Annotated in this window: 11 protein-coding genes, 5 tRNA genes and 1 pseudogene; 6 read left to right on the forward strand and 11 right to left on the reverse strand. The window is 58.4% G+C overall.

Annotated features, from left to right (window positions below):
- Positions 1–55 precede the first annotated feature (55 nt).
- Complete coding sequence (locus tag HMPREF1121_RS03915) at positions 56–2,059, reverse strand: DUF4954 family protein (RefSeq protein WP_044114848.1); 2,004 nt, start codon at positions 2,057–2,059, stop codon at positions 56–58.
- A 442-nt stretch (positions 2,060–2,501) separates the two neighbouring features.
- On the opposite strand from HMPREF1121_RS03915, the pseudogene HMPREF1121_RS08935 reads away from it, so the two are divergent.
- Positions 2,502–3,575 (forward strand): annotated as a pseudogene (locus tag HMPREF1121_RS08935) (acyltransferase family protein).
- 19 nt (positions 3,576–3,594) lie between these two features.
- Here the strand turns inward: HMPREF1121_RS08935 and HMPREF1121_RS03930 are convergent.
- The 10 genes from HMPREF1121_RS03930 to HMPREF1121_RS03975 form a co-directional block, all read right to left on the reverse strand.
- Positions 3,595–4,908, reverse strand: a complete 1,314-nt coding sequence (locus tag HMPREF1121_RS03930; RefSeq protein ID WP_044114851.1) for a cobyrinate a,c-diamide synthase — start codon at positions 4,906–4,908, stop codon at positions 3,595–3,597.
- A 24-nt stretch (positions 4,909–4,932) separates the two neighbouring features.
- Entirely contained in the window at positions 4,933–5,769 is an 837-nt protein-coding gene (ispE, locus tag HMPREF1121_RS03935; protein WP_232223731.1) for a 4-(cytidine 5'-diphospho)-2-C-methyl-D-erythritol kinase, read from the reverse strand.
- A 63-nt stretch (positions 5,770–5,832) separates the two neighbouring features.
- A tRNA-Leu gene (locus HMPREF1121_RS03940) sits at positions 5,833–5,916 on the reverse strand.
- 41 nt (positions 5,917–5,957) lie between these two features.
- Positions 5,958–6,040: transfer RNA gene (locus tag HMPREF1121_RS03945), tRNA-Leu, on the reverse strand.
- An 88-nt stretch (positions 6,041–6,128) separates the two neighbouring features.
- Complete coding sequence (locus HMPREF1121_RS03950; protein WP_044114852.1) at positions 6,129–7,736, reverse strand: THUMP domain-containing class I SAM-dependent RNA methyltransferase; 1,608 nt, start codon at positions 7,734–7,736, stop codon at positions 6,129–6,131.
- Positions 7,737–7,876: 140 nt separating this feature from the next.
- Positions 7,877–7,951 (reverse strand) — tRNA-Pro (locus HMPREF1121_RS03955).
- 66 nt (positions 7,952–8,017) lie between these two features.
- A tRNA-Asp gene (locus HMPREF1121_RS03960) sits at positions 8,018–8,094 on the reverse strand.
- Between the two features lie 67 nt (positions 8,095–8,161).
- Positions 8,162–8,232: transfer RNA gene (locus tag HMPREF1121_RS03965), tRNA-Gln, on the reverse strand.
- A 233-nt stretch (positions 8,233–8,465) separates the two neighbouring features.
- The gene (locus tag HMPREF1121_RS03970) at positions 8,466–9,632 is read right to left on the reverse strand and encodes an OmpA family protein (protein ID WP_044114853.1); all 1,167 of its coding nucleotides are present in this window, start codon (positions 9,630–9,632) and stop codon (positions 8,466–8,468) included.
- A 28-nt stretch (positions 9,633–9,660) separates the two neighbouring features.
- Positions 9,661–10,794 carry an OmpA family protein gene (locus tag HMPREF1121_RS03975; protein ID WP_044114854.1) on the reverse strand — a complete coding sequence of 378 codons (1,134 nt, stop codon included), beginning with the start codon at positions 10,792–10,794 and terminating at the stop codon, positions 9,661–9,663.
- A gap of 232 nt (positions 10,795–11,026) precedes the next feature.
- Here HMPREF1121_RS03975 and HMPREF1121_RS03980 point away from each other — a divergent pair, with 232 nt between their 5' ends.
- From HMPREF1121_RS03980 to HMPREF1121_RS04000, 5 genes are all read left to right on the forward strand, one after another.
- Positions 11,027–11,515 carry a hypothetical protein gene (locus tag HMPREF1121_RS03980; RefSeq protein WP_044114855.1) on the forward strand — a complete coding sequence of 163 codons (489 nt, stop codon included), beginning with the start codon at positions 11,027–11,029 and terminating at the stop codon, positions 11,513–11,515.
- 463 nt (positions 11,516–11,978) lie between these two features.
- Positions 11,979–13,211 carry a GTPase HflX gene (gene hflX, locus HMPREF1121_RS03985; RefSeq protein ID WP_044114857.1) on the forward strand — a complete coding sequence of 411 codons (1,233 nt, stop codon included), beginning with the start codon at positions 11,979–11,981 and terminating at the stop codon, positions 13,209–13,211.
- Positions 13,201–14,361 (forward strand): ferrochelatase, encoded by a 1,161-nt coding sequence (locus HMPREF1121_RS03990; RefSeq protein WP_052353589.1) that lies wholly within the window; start codon positions 13,201–13,203, stop codon positions 14,359–14,361. The genes hflX and HMPREF1121_RS03990 overlap by 11 nt, the downstream gene beginning before the upstream one ends.
- Before the next feature lie 18 nt (positions 14,362–14,379).
- The gene (locus tag HMPREF1121_RS03995) at positions 14,380–16,452 is read left to right on the forward strand and encodes an alpha-L-fucosidase (RefSeq protein ID WP_052353590.1); all 2,073 of its coding nucleotides are present in this window, start codon (positions 14,380–14,382) and stop codon (positions 16,450–16,452) included.
- Position 16,453: 1 nt separating this feature from the next.
- Positions 16,454–16,954, forward strand: coding sequence for a low molecular weight protein-tyrosine-phosphatase (locus HMPREF1121_RS04000; protein ID WP_044114859.1), 501 nt, complete (start codon positions 16,454–16,456; stop codon positions 16,952–16,954).
- The last annotated feature ends 49 nt before the right edge of the window (positions 16,955–17,003 follow it).

Here is a 17,003-nt window from a genome sequence, read left to right on the forward strand (position 1 = left end):
TGTCTTTTCCCCGCCCCGTAGCCGAAGCTCTGCGGGGCGTCGTCGTATCGTCTCCTTAGCGCAGCGGTGCGAGGCGACCGAGTAGCTCCTCGCCGAGGGCACTCTTCTCCTCGATATGCTGGAGGATGGACTTCACATAGGTATTGCTGTCGAAGTCGCCACGGACCTCCTCGAAGTCCTGCGCCTGTACACGCTCATCGCCGTCAGCGCCGAAGCCCGTCATCGCCGAGAGGGAGAATTCCTTCTTCGCGTCGGCATAGAGCTCGCGGTCCAGCTCGACGACCGAGCTACGCCAGCGCTCAACGAGTTCGGCGATCTGCTCTGCCGTCACCTCCGTAAGGTCGATGCCATAGAACTCCTGGATCTTGTCATACGCCCACGTCCATTCATACTCGTAGTAGTGGAGGTGCAGGTCGGCAAGGCGCTGCTGTAGCTCGCTGATAGCCTCGATGCGGCGCATCTCGATGTCCTCGATGATACGAAGGATCTCGGCCTTCGGTGCGATAAGGCCCGAGAGATCAACCCAGTCCCCGTGTCCGATGGATGTGCGGGGCTGTAGAGCTTGGCGCACGACTTCGATAGAGGTGCAGTCTATGCCCTCGAGACGCTTGATGAGCGAGTTGCCGAGGAACTTATGGATCGCCAGCTCGTAGTAGTGGATCCCCTTACGAAGCGAAGAAGCCTTGATCTTCGCACTCTGATAGGAGTAGATCTCGGAGGTCGCCCCAGCGACACGCCTTAGCTCGGTGAGGATCGTACGCCCGTTGAGCATTTTCTGGATGGTATAGGGGCTCAGGAGATTGTAGTTGATCTGGTCAAGGCGGTGCGGGTCGGTGCGGGCATCACGGCGGGGCCACTTCTGCGCATCACGGATCGTCCCCACGCTCTTGAGGTTGACCCCAGGGATGAGGAAGGTCGTATCACATGACTCGATGAGGTAGGAGAAGGGGAGGTTCGACAGGTCGGGGTGCGTGGTGTGACGCCCCATGACAAGCGAGAAGGCACCGATACGTGCGGGCCAGAGGATGTAGGAGTCGGACGAGGTCTTCGCACCGCGCTCCATGATGCCCTGATGGATGGGCCCGAGCTTGTACATGTGGTTGCTCTGATTCGAGCCCGAGCCAGCGTTCATAAAGGAGAACTGGCTGGCGATAAGTAGCGTGGACTTGTGGTGCGTCACGGTGAAGGGCCCAGCGAAGATCGCACAGGCCTCGCCATTCTCCTCGTGGCAGTTGCTGAAGAAGAGCGAATCCGAGGCGGAATAGCCGTGAGCGAGCGTACACGCCTGCCCGATGAAGCAGCGGGAGAGCGCCGTGCCACTCTGCACACTTGAGCCCGAGGAGATGATGAAGTCCGTACAGATGACGCTGTAGCCCAAGCTGACGGGCGCTTCCTTCACACTATTGATACTCCCGTTGTAGAGGCGGCGCGTGCCGACGATGCTGGCATAGGGGCCGATCTTCACGTTCGTGATATTCCCCACATCCGTGATATGCGCGTGGGCGCCGATCGTGCCGTGGGCGGAGCGCAAGCCATCGATATAGCCCCAGATGAGGTGACGTAGCTCCGAGATGAGCGCAGGACGGTGGCGGTAGATCGCCATGAAATAGGCTTCGTGCGCTGAGAGCTGGTCGTAGCTCAGCACCTCACGCCCGCCCGTCTCATTGAGGACCGAGACCTCAACGCCATTGCCGAAGGTCGTCTCGCCATCGACGAGGATGGTATCAACGTTGCTGATGAAGGACTCTTCGCCGATGGTGTAGTTGGCGATATAGTTATTGACATGCTCGATGCAGCAGTTGTCGCCGACCTCGACATTGTGCAGGTAGGTGTAGTAGAGCCCTGAGTGCTTTGAGATACCCCCAGGTAGGTCAAAGGTCTTCTCAAAGAGCCCCAGGCGGACCCAGCCCGAGAAGTGCGTGTTGAGGATGTAGCGGGGGACGAAGCCTTCCTTGACCCAGACCTGACTCCAGTCGTCGGCGGAATTGGCGTGCTCGCGCAGGACGCTGATCTCTTCAGCTGTCAGCGGGCGGTATTCTTTATGAAGTGCGGTGCTCATTGCCTTTATATTTATAAAAGTACACCACAAATGTACAGACTTTCATACAAGCGCCTCCCCAGCATACCCCAAGATACTGCATTATGATCCTCGAGGCATATTACAGGTGTACCGTAGCGGTTCGTAGACAAAGCTGGGTAGGTCGGATGCGCAAACAACTACTGGTTTCAGGTACGAACGACTATTGGTTTGTCTTCAATCGACTATTCGTTCCCTATGCGAACCACTACTCGTTCGCACCCCGAACAACTATTGGTTTGAAAACAAACCAATAGTACTATCAAGCCTGACTACCCTGAATCCCTTTGATAACGCCCCAAAGAGCGAATGCCGTTAGGGAGACAACTGTCTTTGCAGAGATGTAGATAAGTCCCTGCAGTAGGAGATAAATAGCTATTTTTGCCGCACAAGACAATCCCTTTATCCCACATAAGAGCTCCCTATGAGTAAGCCCTCTACGTCCAGCTTCTCTGCAGTCATCACAGCGCTACGCTTCCCACTGATCATCATGGTCGTAGCCATTCACCTCATTTCAGACAAGCTAACACTACCTCAATGGGGTACCTCAAGCTGGCTCTATATCTACGTCAGCGAATTCCTATCGCATAGCCTGCCCCGCATAGCCGTCCCGATGTTCTTCTTCATCTCGGGCTATTATGCTTTCTATAAGAAGGACTGGAGTCAGCGCTCCATCTGGACGGGAGAGCTGAAGAAGCGTGTGAAGACTCTGCTCATACCCTATCTATTGTGGAATAGTATCTACCTCGTCATACTCCTTGCGAAGACACAAGTGGGATTGCGATTGGGCTTCGGAGCCAGCGATCCCTTCTATATCACCAGCTTCACGCAGCTCCTCAGCTATTACTGGTGGGATGTCATCGTCTACCCACTCTAGTATATCCGTGATCTGATGGTGCTCTGCGCTCTGGGTCCGATCCTCTATCAGATTCTTTCTTGGACCAGGGGCTATATCCTCCTTCCCCTACTCGTCCTCTTCCTCATAGGATGGGAGTGCGGAGTCGCGGGCTTCGGTACGGTTTCATTCTTCTGCTTCATGCTCGGCGGGCAGCTCGGCACAAAACAAATTGACCCACTGGAGGTCATCCAGCGGGTCAAGTATCTTGCAGGAGTCATTGCTATCGGGACGGTCTTTGCCCTACCTCTACTCAGTGGATGGGCAGGCTACATCGTCGTACACAATATCTATATCCTCACAGGCTCAGCATCAGCTCTCCTCGTGATGCAGTATATCGGGCGCAGAAGTCCTGAAGTAATCCAGCGCCTAAGCGACCTTAATAAATACGTCTTCTTCATCTACGCCGTGCACACGGTACTCCTCGTGAACTGGGCTCGTGGTATCGTCTTCCGCGTACCATTCCTCAGCGAAGATGGCTCTGGCGCAGTCCTGGGCTACCTCCTCATCGGAGTACTTACTCTGGCATTCAGCTTCGCCAGCTATGCCATAATAAAGAAGATCGCCCCACGCACTCTCGCGATCCTCTCAGGAGGGCGATAGCGTCGCAGGGTGAAGCTCATTAGGAGAAGAGCGCGAAGGGATCTTGCTCAGCGAAATAGAGGTGGGTATAGCCCGCCAGCACATTGCCACGGCGATAGAGGAGCGTCGGTGCGACTTCGTCACGCGCTGTCAGCTGCTCGCCAACCGTCTCTTCGCCAACCTCCTGAGGTACGATGGACGAGTAGTGGAACTCATGCCCGCGGTATTCGCGTCCCCCAAGTCGTAGCTTGCGGTAGCCCAAGCGCAGACGCATGCCCTCCATCGTAGCCTCTTGATCCAGCACACCACACATCGGGTAGGCCTTTCCCTCCTCATCACGAATAGTACGACAGAGGTACATCATCCCCCCACATTCGGCTAAGACACGCCCGCCAGCAGCGGCATAGGCAGCGATAGAGCTACGTGAGCGCTCGGCAGCAGCCAGCTCGCTGAGGTAGAACTCCGGATAGCCACCAGGCAGGTAGAGGAGGTCGCACTCGGGAAGTGGCTCATCCTTGAGCGGAGAGAAGAAGGACACTTCGCCCTGTGCAGCGAGTGCACGGATATTCTCCTCGTAGATGAAGTTGAATGCTTCGTCACAGGCAACGGCGATCTTACGCCCAGGGGCGGACGTAGGCACGGCTTCCTCCGCAGGGAGGGCGGGACGAGGGCGCATACAAGCCTCAAGCAGGCGATCCACATCGACGTGCTTCTCGATGAGCGCAGCCACATCTTCGGGGAGCGCATCCAGCTCCTGCAGCTCGCGGAGTGAGAGCCCAAGGTGGCGCGATGGCACTTCGAGGAGCTTCGTCTTCGGGATATAGCCGAGGGGAATGATCCCAGCGTCTTCGGCAGCCTCACGCAGGAAGCGGTAGTGATTCTCCGAGGCCACGCGATTGAAGACCACCCCAACGACCTCCGTATCCTGACGGAAGTGCTTGAAGCCGTAGAGAAGTGCCCCGACGGAATAGGCGGACGAGCGTGCATCGACGAGCAGCACCGTCGGGATACCCACGGTCTTAGCGACCTCAGCCGACGAGCCATGCATACGCACATAGCCATCATACAGCCCCATCACCCCCTCGAGGACGACGGCATCAGCCTCCTGCGTGTGGCGTGCATAGACAGCGCGCACATGCTCGGGGCTCATCATGAAAAGGTCAAGATTGATAGAGGGGCGACCGCTGGAGAGTTGGTGGAACTTCGGGTCGATGTAGTCGGGGCCGCACTTGAAGCTCTGCACGGCGAGGCCACGACGCTTGAGTGCACGCAGTAGGCCGAGCGTGAAGGTCGTCTTGCCACTGCCCGACGAGCCAGCTGCCACGAGGAGCTGGGGAATGGATGTAGAGGTCATAAGGAAGGTCTTGGTGAAGGATCGTTAAAGCTTCCCCTCGTAGAGGAAGTAGTCCGCACGGCGGAGGGAGTCGAGCTGGAGGGGCTGACGTGACAGGGCGTAGAGCGCTGCGCCCGAGCCCGTCATTAGGGCAAAGTCGGCACCCAAGGCATAGAGCTCATCCTTGATCTCCGAGAGGACGGGATGATGAGGGAAGAGGCTTGGCTCGAAGTCATTGAAGAGGCAGTCGCGCCACTCTGCTACGGGGCGAGCCACAAGCTCCTCAATGGGAGTCTCTGCGGGCTTGAGCGGAAGAAGCCCACGGAAGGCCTCTGCCGTAGAGATATGGATGGGAGGCTTGACGATGGTGAGGTGATAGCCCTTGAGATCGAGAGCAAGGGGAGTAAGGACTTCGCCGATGCCTCGCCCTACGGCAGGCTGATTGCGCACGAAGATGGGGCAGTCGGCGCCGAGCGTGAGGGCGATGGCCTCCAGCTCCTCGGTAGAAAGGCCGAGCGAGCACAGCTCATTGATAGCAGTTAAGGTAAAGGAAGCGTCCGCTGACCCGCCACCCATGCCCGCTCCCGAGGGGATCTGCTTGGTTAGGCGGAGGCGTACTGAGGGGAAGGAGCGCAGCTGACGCAGGGCGCGTACGGCGCGTAGGACGAGGTTGTCCTGCAGGGCTCCTGTCTCTACCCCACCCGTGACGATGAGTTCGTCTTCAGCGGCATCAGTGAGCTCGAGCTCCAGCGTGTCGCATAGCGGTATAGGGAGAAAGGCAGTCTCCAGTAGGTGATAGCCATCGGAGCGACGCCCCGTGACGAAGAGCCCAAGGTTGAGCTTTGCATTAGGATAGACGATCATCGTAGTACGTATCGACATGTATGCATAAACGAAGAGACTCCTCAAGAATTACTTCTCGAGGAGTCTCACTCTCTTTCTTTGTACGCGGGATGAGATTTGAACTCACACGCCGTAACCGGCACTACCCCCTCAAAGTAGCGTGTCTACCAATTTCACCACCCGCGTATTTGAAGCTTGCAAACTGAGGACGCTGTGCGTCAAGGCTGTGCCCAGGACAGGAATCGAACCTGCACGTCTTTTGAACACTCGCACCTGAAACGAGCGCGTCTACCAATTCCGCCACCTGGGCTGACCTGTTTGCACTGCAAAGGTACAACAAAATTTGATACTACCAAATGCCAGGCCCAAGTGGCGGCTGCAAACTCCGCTATCAGGGGCTACTCATCGCCACCTCCAGAGAAGGTCTGGATATGCTTAGAGCGCTTATTCCTAATACGTTCATGTCCCTCTTCATCGCGGTAGCGGAAGCGATCATTAGGCCACAATCCCCCTTCATTTTTTTTCGCGGGACGGCCTCCTTCACGGCGATCTTCACGACGTGGACGGTCTGAGAAGCTCGGACGATCACCATCACGACGGCCTCCTTCACGGCGATCTTCACGACGCGGACGGTCTGAGAAGCTGGGGCGATCACCATCACGACGACCACCTTCACGGCGATCTTCGCGACGGGGACGGTCTGAGAAGCTCGGACGATCACCATCACGACGGCCTCCTTCACGGCGATCTTCACGGCGGGGACGGTCGAAGCGATGGGGCTTCTCGGAGCGAGGGCCACGCTCACGCTCGGGACGTGGAGCACGAGGAGCACGCTCCTCTTCGCCTTCGCCACCAGCACGCTTGAAGTCCTCACGCTTGCCAGCAAAGAGGGTGTAGGCACGCAGCTCACACTCCAGCGAGCCGTTGAGCATCTTGATGCGGTCGCTGTGGCGCAGACCGATCTTATCGAAGTGCTCGAGCTTGTAGGCCAAGATCCAAGCCGTCGAGCCGGCATAGTTGTGCTTGAGGCGCTCGCCGATCATGCGGTAGAGCTCCTCGCCATCGCGCAGACGCAGACGCTCGCCGTAGGGTGGGTTCGTGACGATGAGGGCGGGAGCCTCGGGAGCAGGACAATCCTGCATAGCACGATGGCTGACGGTGATGAGGTCGGCAAGGCCTGCCGTGCGGACGTTGTGACGTGCCACCTTCACCGCCTCGATGGAGCTATCCGAGCCATAGATATGGTGCTCGAAGGGCTTCAGCTCACGGCACTCGGCCTCTACATCAGCGAAGAGGGCGGGATCATAGTCCGCCCAGCGCTGGAAGGCGAAGCTCTTACGGAAGGAGCCTGGGGCGATACCACGGGCGATGAGGGCTGCCTCGATGAGGAGCGTCCCCGAGCCACACATGGGATCGATGAAGTCCGTCTCACCCTGCCAGCCAGCCAGCAGCAGGATACCAGCGGCGAGGACTTCGCTCAGCGGAGCCTCCGTCTGCGCTGCTCTCCAGCCACGCTTGTGCAGGCTCTCACCCGAGCTATCGAGTGCCAGCGTCACCTCGTCGTGCGAGATATGGATATGGAAGAGGCGGTCGGGATTGTCCAGACGCACCATGGGGCGCTTCTCCCCACGCTCAGTGAAGAAGTCGACGAGGGCATCCTTAGCGCGGTAGCCGACATACTTACTGTGAGTGAAGGTCTCTGAGTAGACGACGGTGTCGAAGGCAAAGGTGTCGCCAGCCTGCATCCACTCGCTCCAGTCCAGACGCTTGAGCTGACGATAGAGCTCATCGGGGTCATTGGCGCGGAAGGAGGCGATAGGCAGGAGGATACGCAGGGCCGTGCGCAGACGATAGTTCGCACGGTAGAGCACCTTCTTGTCCCCAGTGAAGGAGACCATACGGCGCCCCTGCTCGATATCGGTAGCCCCGAGGGCCTCGAGTTCTTGTGCCAAGACGGGCTCCAGGGCCTGCAGTGTCTTGGCGATCATACGTGATTCTTGCTTCATTAGTCTATTGGAGAGAGGGATGGAGGCGACGGCCTCACAGCGTAAAGGTACGACATCGGCGCTGAAGCCCACCCCCTCTGGAGATGATATAAACGAAGGAGGTCTGACGTAGTGCTCTACATCAGACCTCCTTACTTGTGTCGGGATACCAGGATTCGAACCTGGGACCCCCTGCTCCCAAAGCAGGTGCGCTAACCGGACTGCGCTACATCCCGAGCTTGGCTTTTCGGAAGAGAAGCTGTGCTCACTCCTCCTCGTGGAGAAGGGGACACAGCTCCTTCTGGCGGTATGGACGGGACTCGAACCCGCGACCCCCTGCGTGACAGGCAGGTATTCTAACCAGCTGAACTACCACACCGTACTTGGCCGTTTGCCTTTTGATGGTGCAAAGATACATATTTCTCATCACACTACCAAGAGGCTTGTTGTCTCGCAAGGATTCGAACCTTGACAAACAGAACCAAAACCTGTTGTGCTACCATTACACCACGAGACAGCCTAATCACTCGCCCACCCCAGCAGGGGTGGAGAATGCGATGCAAAGATAAGACATTGCCCCCAACTAAGCAAGCAGGCAGCGAAGAAGACACTGCTGACACCCCCACCCCAGAGGGTCACTCCCCCACGGATCGACATAAAAGAGCCCGCCCTCGGCGACGCTGTAGTCAGCCGAGGGCGGGCGTTGGGTGGTGAGCAACAGGGCTCACCTTAGGGAGCTATGAGCGAGGATTACTCAGCGCTCATGAGGACGATACGGTTCCAAACGTTTTCGCTGTAAGGCTGTACCGTGTCACCCTTCCAGTCGATCTTCAGACGATCGCGAGAGATGCCGTACTTCTTGACGAGGATGTCAGCGACAGCTTCTGCACGACGCTTAGAGAGAGCGAGGTTGTAAGCAGGGTTACCAGTCTGGCGGTCAGCATAACCAACGAGCGTGATCGTCTCGGTGTTGCTCTTAGCGTATTCGGCGATGTTGTAGACATTGACCATCTGGTTCTTGTCGACGACAGCGCTGTTGATACGGAAGTAGATGACGTTACCGATGACCTTAGAGTCAGCTACGGGGACAGCTACGTCAGGGCAGTTGACAGGGCGCTTAGCGAGCTCAGCGTTCTCAGCACGCAGGGCGTTGATCTGGCCGTTGAGGTCAGCGATGAGCGCAGGATCGTTAGGCGTGATAGCTTCGAATTCCTTGCGACCGAGGTGGAAGGTGAGCGAAGCACCAGCCTGAGCGATGAAGCTGGCGTTGCTGAAGCCTTCGCTTGCCGTACCAGCTACACGAGCTTCACCCGTGGAGGGGAGACGCAGGTCGGTAGCCGTGACCTTACCTTCGAGGTTGAAGTCTACGAAGCGAGCCAGGCGGAACTTCAGCTGAAGACCAGCGTCAGCCTGAGGACCGAAGCGGTGGCTGTTATCCTTGACACCAAGTACTTCCGTCTGATGCTTGTAACCCACACCAACCCCTACGAAGGGAATGAGGTGGAAGAAGCGATCTTCCTTGTAAGGAGCGAAGTAATTGATGACGTCAAACATGAAGTCATACTGAGCGGAGCCATAGATGACGTCGTTGCGGAGGTATGCACCAGCGACAGGAGTCGACTTGAAGTCGTAGAGCTTACCACCCTGGAGCTGGAGGCGCATCCCGAAGGCGGGAGTTACCCAGCGACCGATAGCGAGGTTAGGGTTGATGAAGCTAACGCGATCGCCGAACTTGACGTCGTAGTTGTAACCGCCGAGGCTGAGGGTAGCAGCGTCCCCGAGTTCGAGGAACCAGTGTGCCTTACCATCCTTGACGAAGGCAGTCTTGTGCGAAGGCTGCTGAGCGGGCTCCTGGGCCTGCAGGGCACTCGTCGCTGCAAGAGCGCAGAGTGCAAGCGTCATTATTTTCGTCTTCATTAGAATTGAATGTCTTGACTTGAGGTGATTACTTAGAGCGAATGATCACAACGCGGTTCCAGCCCTGCTGGCCAGCGCTATAAGGAGCTTCACCAGCTTCCTTCCATTCGACGGTGATCTTATCCGCTGATACGCCATACTTCTCCGTCAGGAGGGTAGCGACAGCCTTAGCACGCTTTTCGGCGAGGCCAGCGAAGCGGCTTTCGTTCTTAGCTACATAACCCGTGACGACGAGTTCACCTTCGCCCTTGTTGACGAATTCAGCAGCGTCGAAGACGGTGATGAGCTGGTCGTTGCTGACAGCAGACTTACCCTGTGCGAAGAGGATAGACTTATCAGCTACGAAGCGATCATTAGCAGCGGGAGCTACAGCCTCTACATCGGGGCAGTGCTCGGGGCGCTTAGCGAGCTCAGCGTTCTCAGCACGCAGGGCGTTGATCTGAGACTGCAGACCATCGATGTAAGCCTGATCGAGGGGCTCAACAGGAGCGAAGCCCTGACGACCGACGTTGAAAGTCAGACCTGCGACAGCAGACAGACGGAGTGCGTTGGAGAAGTCAGGAGCGTAAGACTTACGGATGTGGAAGCCGTTGTACGTAGCTTCACCCTCGACAAAGATGTTGACGCGGGGAGCGACGTGGAAGGACAGCTGGAGACCACCGTTAGCCGTAGCAGCGTGCGTGTTGGGCAGACCTGCTACCGTGTGGTTGAACTTGTACTCATAGCCTACCCCTACGTAAGGAATGATGTGGAATACGCGGTTGGGGTTGTAGGTAGAGAAGAAGTTCACGACATCGAACATGAAATCGTAGTGACCACCGACGAAGTAGTTGTCGTTGCGAAGCGCAGAGTTGAGCTTGCTGTAGGTGTAAGATTCACCACCGACGACCTTCAGACGGGTAGCATAGTAAGGGTTGTGCCACTTACCGAGAGAGAGGGCTGCCGTCCAAGAGAGACGATCGGTGAACTTGGGCGTGTTGTTTCCTTCGAGGAACATGGCGCCTACACCACCGGCGAGCGAGATGAAGTAGTTAGCTCCGGGCTCGTGAGCGAAAGCTACACGGTGAGCGGGAGCTTCGATCGTTGTGGGCTGCGAGGTCTGAGCCTGTGCGGCCAGGGAAGAGATCCCTGCTAAGACCAGCAGCGAGTACTTGAGATTCATAATTTAACTATACTATTAAGCGAGTTAGCATATATAGGGACGATACAAAGTTAACCGATTTTCTCTATCGTGGTACTCGTGCTGATCACGCGCTCTTCTTTTTTACAATTCACACTATCGCCCACTATATGCAATCACCTTATAATCAAGCGTTAGAAGAGTAGTCCATCGGGCGTTCGCTTGCAGCGCCCTATCTTTGTGATCACAGACAATATATAATAGTAAACCACAGATGAAGCGATTCACCACTCTTCTACTCCTCGCCTTCGGGGCGATTCTCGGCCTCACGGCCTGCTCCTCAGAGCCCGAATCAGACGCACTCACCGGCACGGTGTGGAGCACCAAGAACCTCACGACCACCTCGGGTGGCACCACGACGACGATCGACGTCACCATCTCCTTCATCCGCAAGGGTCAAGCCTCCATCGAGGTCGGCTATGGTGAGTTCACCCAGAACATCCAGGATGGGGGCTCTCAGACCAAGAAGCGTGAGCTCTCGGCTACGATGTCTACCAGCTACGTCTACCGCAATGGCGTCGTCCACCTCAACCGCCCTACCTACTCCTCTCACGTAGGGCAGAGCATCAAGGGCACCGAGGTTGAGACCATCATCAACCGCCTCGAGGCCGACGCTGCCGTCGATATCCAGGCTGGCACGATGACCTTTAACCCCACGGACAACGCTAAGCGCTTCACCGCTCACCTCAAGTCGAAGAAGTAAGCATCTCCCACTCTACCCTATCACAGCGCCCGCACCGAGCCATCGACTCGGTGCGGGCGCTGTCCGTTTCACTACAAGCATTCGCTCGAAGAGCCGGTGCAAAAGCTCCCGAGCTATAGCGCTATTCCTCCGAAACAAGCGAGCTATTAATTTGTCTACGTACGTGGATCTAAGGTCTACGCACGATGATCCTATGGACTACGTACGTAGATGATAAGACCAGGTACGTGGATCAAAGTATTTCCAATGATTTGACACGTTTTTCTCGGCTCAGACAACCCTTTTCTTGCGCTGGAGAAGGATCTTTCTCTTGGAGGGAAGTGCACACGCTTCGCGAGGTGTCACCCGCATAAGGGCGGGAGTGAAGAGCGAGTGGTCGTAGAGCGCCCAGCACCGAGCTTTCGGGCACGGCGACAGTGCGCTGGGCGGACTCCTTATATATTATCGTATTTTTGTCCAGATTATGAGAGAGTTTATCATCACTGAAGCCAAGAGCGAGGAAGCGGTCCTCGTCGGGCTCATCACAAAGAACCAAAACGAGGAGCAGGCCCGCGAATATCTCGACGAGCTGGACTTCCTCTCCTCCACAGCTGGTGTGCGAGCCGTACGTCGCTTCACCCAACGCCTCGATCAACCCCACTCCGTCACCTTCGTCGGTAAGGGTAAGCTGGAGGAAATCCGCCTCTTCGTCGAGGAGAATGAGATCGGTATCGTGATCTTCGACGACGAGCTCAGTCCCAAGCAGCTTCGTAACATTGAGCAGGCTCTGAAGGTCAAGATCCTTGACCGTACGAGCCTCATCCTCGATATCTTCGCCTCCCGAGCTACCACGGCCTACGCTAAGACGCAGGTCGAGCTGGCTCAGTATCGCTATATGCTCCCCCGACTGACCCGCCTGTGGACGCACCTCGAGCGCCAGCGTGGGGGTGTGGGGATGCGTGGCCCTGGGGAGACGCAGCTCGAGACCGACCGCCGTATCATCCAGGACCGTATCGCCCACCTCAAGGCCGAGCTGAAGGTCATCGACCGCCAGATGTCGATGCAGCGCAAGAACCGTGGTAAGCTCGTCCGTGTCGCCCTCGTCGGCTATACCAACGTAGGGAAGTCCACGCTGATGAACGTGCTGTCGAAGAGCGAGGTCTTCGCTGAGAACAAGCTCTTCGCTACGCTCGACACGACCGTCCGCAAGGTCATCGTCCACAACCTCCCCTTCCTCCTCTCCGACACCGTGGGCTTCATCCGCAAGCTCCCCACGGAGCTCATCGAGTCCTTCAAGAGCACGCTCGACGAGGTGCGTGAGGCGGACCTCCTCCTACACGTGGTGGACATCGCTCACCCGAACTTCGAGGAGCATATCGAGGTCGTCTCCTCGACGCTGCGTGAGATCAACGCTGGCAACGATCAGCCGACGATCCTCGTCTTCAATAAGATCGACGCCTTCACCTTCGAGGAGCGTGATGCCGACGACCTCGGCGAGCGCACCCGTCGCAATATCAGCCGCGAAGAGCTACAGCAGACGTGGATGGCAAAGCTCGGTGAGCAGGGCTGCTGCTTCATCTCCGCCCGCACAGGCGAGGGGATTGAAGAGCTGAAGCAGCTCCTCTACGACCGCGCCCGTGAGATCCACGTGCAGCGCTTCCCCTACAATGACTTCCTCTTCCAGGATTACACTCTGGCCGAAGGTGATGAAGCATAGTACGTCTATCCCCTCAGCCCCCCAAGAGATGAGGACGACACGCCCATGCCTCTTCGGGGCAGAGTTCCCCGCTGGGCGCGCCACGCTCCTCCTGAACTTAGGCTCCCCCGACTCCCCGTCCGTCCCTGACGTGCGCGACTACCTGCGCACCTTCCTCATGGACCGCCGCATCATCGGGATCAGCTACCCGCTGCGCTACTTCCTCGTCCATCACCTCATCGTACCCCGTCGTGCGCCGAAGTCCGCTGCGAACTACCGCACGATATGGGATGCCGATGCGCAGAACTTCCCACTCATCTCCCACTCCGCCTCGATAGCCCAGCAGCTCGCCGAGCTACGCCGTGAGCCCGTAGCGGTAGGGATGCGCTATGGCCATCCAGGTACGGGCGAAGCCTTAGAGGCCTTGGCCGCCCTCCCCGACATCGAGGAGGTCGTCATCGTCCCTCTCTATCCCCACTATGCACGCAGCAGCTATGAGACCGCCGTGGCCTTCGCTCTTGAGGAGATCCGTCGCCTGGGTCTACGCCCTATGCGCCTGCGTCTGCAAGCGCCCTTCTACGGGGAGACGGCCTACCGTACGGCCTTAGCCGATAGCGTCCGCGAGTATCTCACGGAGCCCTTCGACCGCCTCATCATCTCGATGCACGGCGTACCGCTCTCTCACATCCCGAAGGCGTGCCGTGAGCACAACGGCCACTCCGCCCACTGCGCCGACCGCCGCACTTGGCATGAGCGCCACGGTGAGGAGGACTGCTACCGCCTGCAGTGCGAGGAGACAAGACGCTACCTCATCCAAGACCTCGGCCTCGAGCCAGAGCGCGTCGAGCTGGTCTATCAGTCCCGCTTGGGCTTCCACGACTGGCTCCAGCCATATATGGCACGCCGTGTGAAGGAGTTCGCCCGCGAAGGTGCCGAGCGCATCGCCGTCGTCTGCCCCGGCTTCGTCTGCGACTGCCTGGAGACGATCCAGGAGATCAATGACGAGGGCCGTGCGGACTTCCTCGAGGCAGGAGGCAAGAGCTTCACCTACATCCCCTGCCTCAATAGCAGTACGGCCTTCGTCACTGCCCTCAGCACCCTACTTGACAAAACGATCGCTGAGCCCTCGGCACTCCTCAGCGCAGAGAATCAGCGCAAATACAAATACTAATCACCCATCCTACCCTTTATGAAGAAGCTAACCGCTGGGATCGCATCGCTACTCCTCGCCCTCAGCCTCCCCATTGGGGGCACGGCACAGAGCAAAGCACCCGCCCCAGTCCACCCCGTCCCTACACGCGCCCAGATCGAGTGGCAGGAGCTGGAGACTTACGCCTTCGTGCACTTTGGCCTCAACACCTTCAACGACCTCGAGTGGGGCTATGGCAACACCCCCGCTAAGACCTTCGCCCCCGAGCGCCTCGACACCGAGCAGTGGGTGCGCACGCTCAAGCGTGCCGGCATGAAGGGCGTCATCCTCACCGCCAAGCACCACGACGGCTTCTGCCTCTGGCCCACGAAGACCACCGAGTACTCGGTGAAGAACAGCCCTTGGAAGGATGGGCAGGGCGACCTCGTCCGCGAGCTCAGCGAGTCGTGTCGCAAGCACGGCCTGCTCTTCGGCCTCTACCTCTCCCCATGGGACCGCAATAGCCAGTACTACGGTCAGCCCGAGTATCAGAAGATCTTCCACGAGCAGATCAAGGAGCTCACGACACAGTATGGCAAGCTCTTCGAATACTGGTTCGACGGCGCCAACGGCGGTAACGGCTGGTACGGCGGTGCAGACTCCACGCGTCAGATCGACCCCAAGAGCTACTACCGCTATGAGGCCGCCTCGAAGATGCTCCGCAAGAACAATAAGGATATCATGATCTTCGGCGGTACCGTGCCCACGATCCGCTGGATAGGCAACGAGCAGGGCTGGGCTGGCCAGACCAACTGGGCTATGTACGACGAGGACAAGGCTAAGCACTACTCCGAAGCTCAGTGGGGTATGGAGGACGCTAAGCAGTGGCTCCCTGGCGAAGTCGACGTGAGCATCCGCCCAGGATGGTTCTACCACCCCCGCGAAGACCATCAGGTCCGCTCCGTGGCTAACCTCGTCCGCCTCTACTACCAGAGCGTCGGTCGCAATGCCAACCTCCTCCTAAACTGCCCTATCGACCTACACGGCCGCATCCCTGCAGAGGACTCTACGCGCCTCATCGCTTGGCACGACCATCTGAAGGAGGCCTTCCGTGACAATAAGCTCCGTGGCGTCGCTGTCACCGCATCGAACCTCCGTAGCGGTGATAAGAAGTTCGCCCCCAACCTCTCCAACGACGGCAAGACGAAGACCTACTGGGCTATGGCTGACGGCGTGACGAGCGGCTACCTCTTCTACCGCTTCTCTCGCCCCACACGCCTCAATACCCTCGTCCTGCAGGAGTACATCGCCCTCGGGCAGCGTGTCAAGCGCTTCCGCATCGAGACGGAGACGAGCCCCGGTGTCTTCGAGCCCGTCGCTACCTCCGATAGTCTGACGACCATCGGCTACAAGCGTATCATCCGCTTCGCCCCCGTAGAGACGAAGAGCCTGCGCGTCACCTTCGAGGAAGCACGTGGCCCCGTCTGTATCGCCGAGATCGCAGCTTACCTCACCCCCGAGGTGCTCGAGGCTCCCACGATCCGTCGTGACGAGAGCGACCAGGTGCACATCACCTCCGTCACCCCCGACGTCCTCATCGAGTACGCTATCGAGGATGCCAAGACCAAGCACCCCAAGGGCTGGCAGCGCTATAAGGGTCCCTTCACCCTCAGCGATGACCACGCTACGATCCGCGCCCGCGTCTCCACCTCGACCAATAAGGACCGCCCTGAGACGACCAAGCGCCTCGGCTTCGCAGCCTCACAGATCCAGACGCCTTCGCTGGGTGCCGATGACCGCAAGGCCCTGCTCGACGGCAACGGCTACACGACGGTCACGCTCGAAGCTGGGCAGACTTCACTCGAGCTGCTCTTCGAGGACGCACGCCCCATCCAGAAGCTCATCTACACGCCTTCGCAGCAGCGCGATGCCTCGGGTCACGTCCGCTCCTACAGCATCTACGTCGATGGGCAGAAGGTCGCTTCGGGCAACTTCGACAACATCCAGAATAACCCCATCCCCCAGGAAGTCCTGCTCCCCGCAGGCATCTCGGGCTCACGCATCCGCTTCGTCGCTGAGGCGATCGTCGGTCAGGGGGGGCGTGTCACCCTCGGCGACCTAAGCATCGAGTAGTATGCCCCACGTGAGTCCACAGCCCTCCCGCCCTGTACGCATCCTCTTCGTCTGCCTCGGCAACATCTGCCGCAGCCCATCAGCCGAAGGGCTCTTCCGCCACTACGTAGCGAGTCAGGGCGCCGAAGGCGACTACGAGATCGACTCCGCGGGCCTCATCGCTCACCACGAAGGCGAGCTCCCCGACGGGCGTATGCGTGCCCACGCCGCCCGTCGGGGCTACTCCCTCGAGAGTCGCTCCCGCCCCATCACCTACGAGGACTTCTTCCACTTCGACTATATCATCGGTATGGACGAAGCGAATCGGGAGCGCCTACTGGAGCTGGCACCCACCGAAGAGCTGGCACGCAAGGTCAGCCTCCTCCCCGAGTGGAGCGAGCGCAGCCCACGCGACCACGTCCCCGACCCCTACTACGGTGGGGCGGAAGGCTTCGAGCACGTCCTCGACCTACTGGAGATCTGCCTGCCCGACCTATACGAAAAGACCCGCCCCACCGCATAGGTGGAGCGGGCCTACAAAGCGAAAGCGCCGTACTACCTCGTGGTAGTAC

Source organism: Porphyromonas sp. KLE 1280 (assembly GCF_000700805.1).
Classification (GTDB): Bacteria; Bacteroidota; Bacteroidia; order Bacteroidales; family Porphyromonadaceae; genus Porphyromonas; species Porphyromonas pasteri.

Coding starts and splice junctions, on each gene's coding strand:
- HMPREF1121_RS03915 (WP_044114848.1), bottom strand. CDS start 2,059: ATGAGCACCGCACTTCATAAAGAATACCGCCCGCTGACAGCTGAAGAG.
- HMPREF1121_RS03930 (WP_044114851.1), bottom strand. CDS start 4,908: ATGACCTCTACATCCATTCCCCAGCTCCTCGTGGCAGCTGGCTCGTCG.
- ispE (WP_232223731.1), bottom strand. CDS start 5,769: ATGTCGATACGTACTACGATGATCGTCTATCCTAATGCAAAGCTCAAC.
- HMPREF1121_RS03950 (WP_044114852.1), bottom strand. CDS start 7,736: ATGAAGCAAGAATCACGTATGATCGCCAAGACACTGCAGGCCCTGGAG.
- HMPREF1121_RS03970 (WP_044114853.1), bottom strand. CDS start 9,632: ATGAAGACGAAAATAATGACGCTTGCACTCTGCGCTCTTGCAGCGACG.
- HMPREF1121_RS03975 (WP_044114854.1), bottom strand. CDS start 10,794: ATGAATCTCAAGTACTCGCTGCTGGTCTTAGCAGGGATCTCTTCCCTG.
- HMPREF1121_RS03980 (WP_044114855.1), top strand. CDS start 11,027: ATGAAGCGATTCACCACTCTTCTACTCCTCGCCTTCGGGGCGATTCTC.
- hflX (WP_044114857.1), top strand. CDS start 11,979: ATGAGAGAGTTTATCATCACTGAAGCCAAGAGCGAGGAAGCGGTCCTC.
- HMPREF1121_RS03990 (WP_052353589.1), top strand. CDS start 13,201: ATGAAGCATAGTACGTCTATCCCCTCAGCCCCCCAAGAGATGAGGACG.
- HMPREF1121_RS03995 (WP_052353590.1), top strand. CDS start 14,380: ATGAAGAAGCTAACCGCTGGGATCGCATCGCTACTCCTCGCCCTCAGC.
- HMPREF1121_RS04000 (WP_044114859.1), top strand. CDS start 16,454: ATGCCCCACGTGAGTCCACAGCCCTCCCGCCCTGTACGCATCCTCTTC.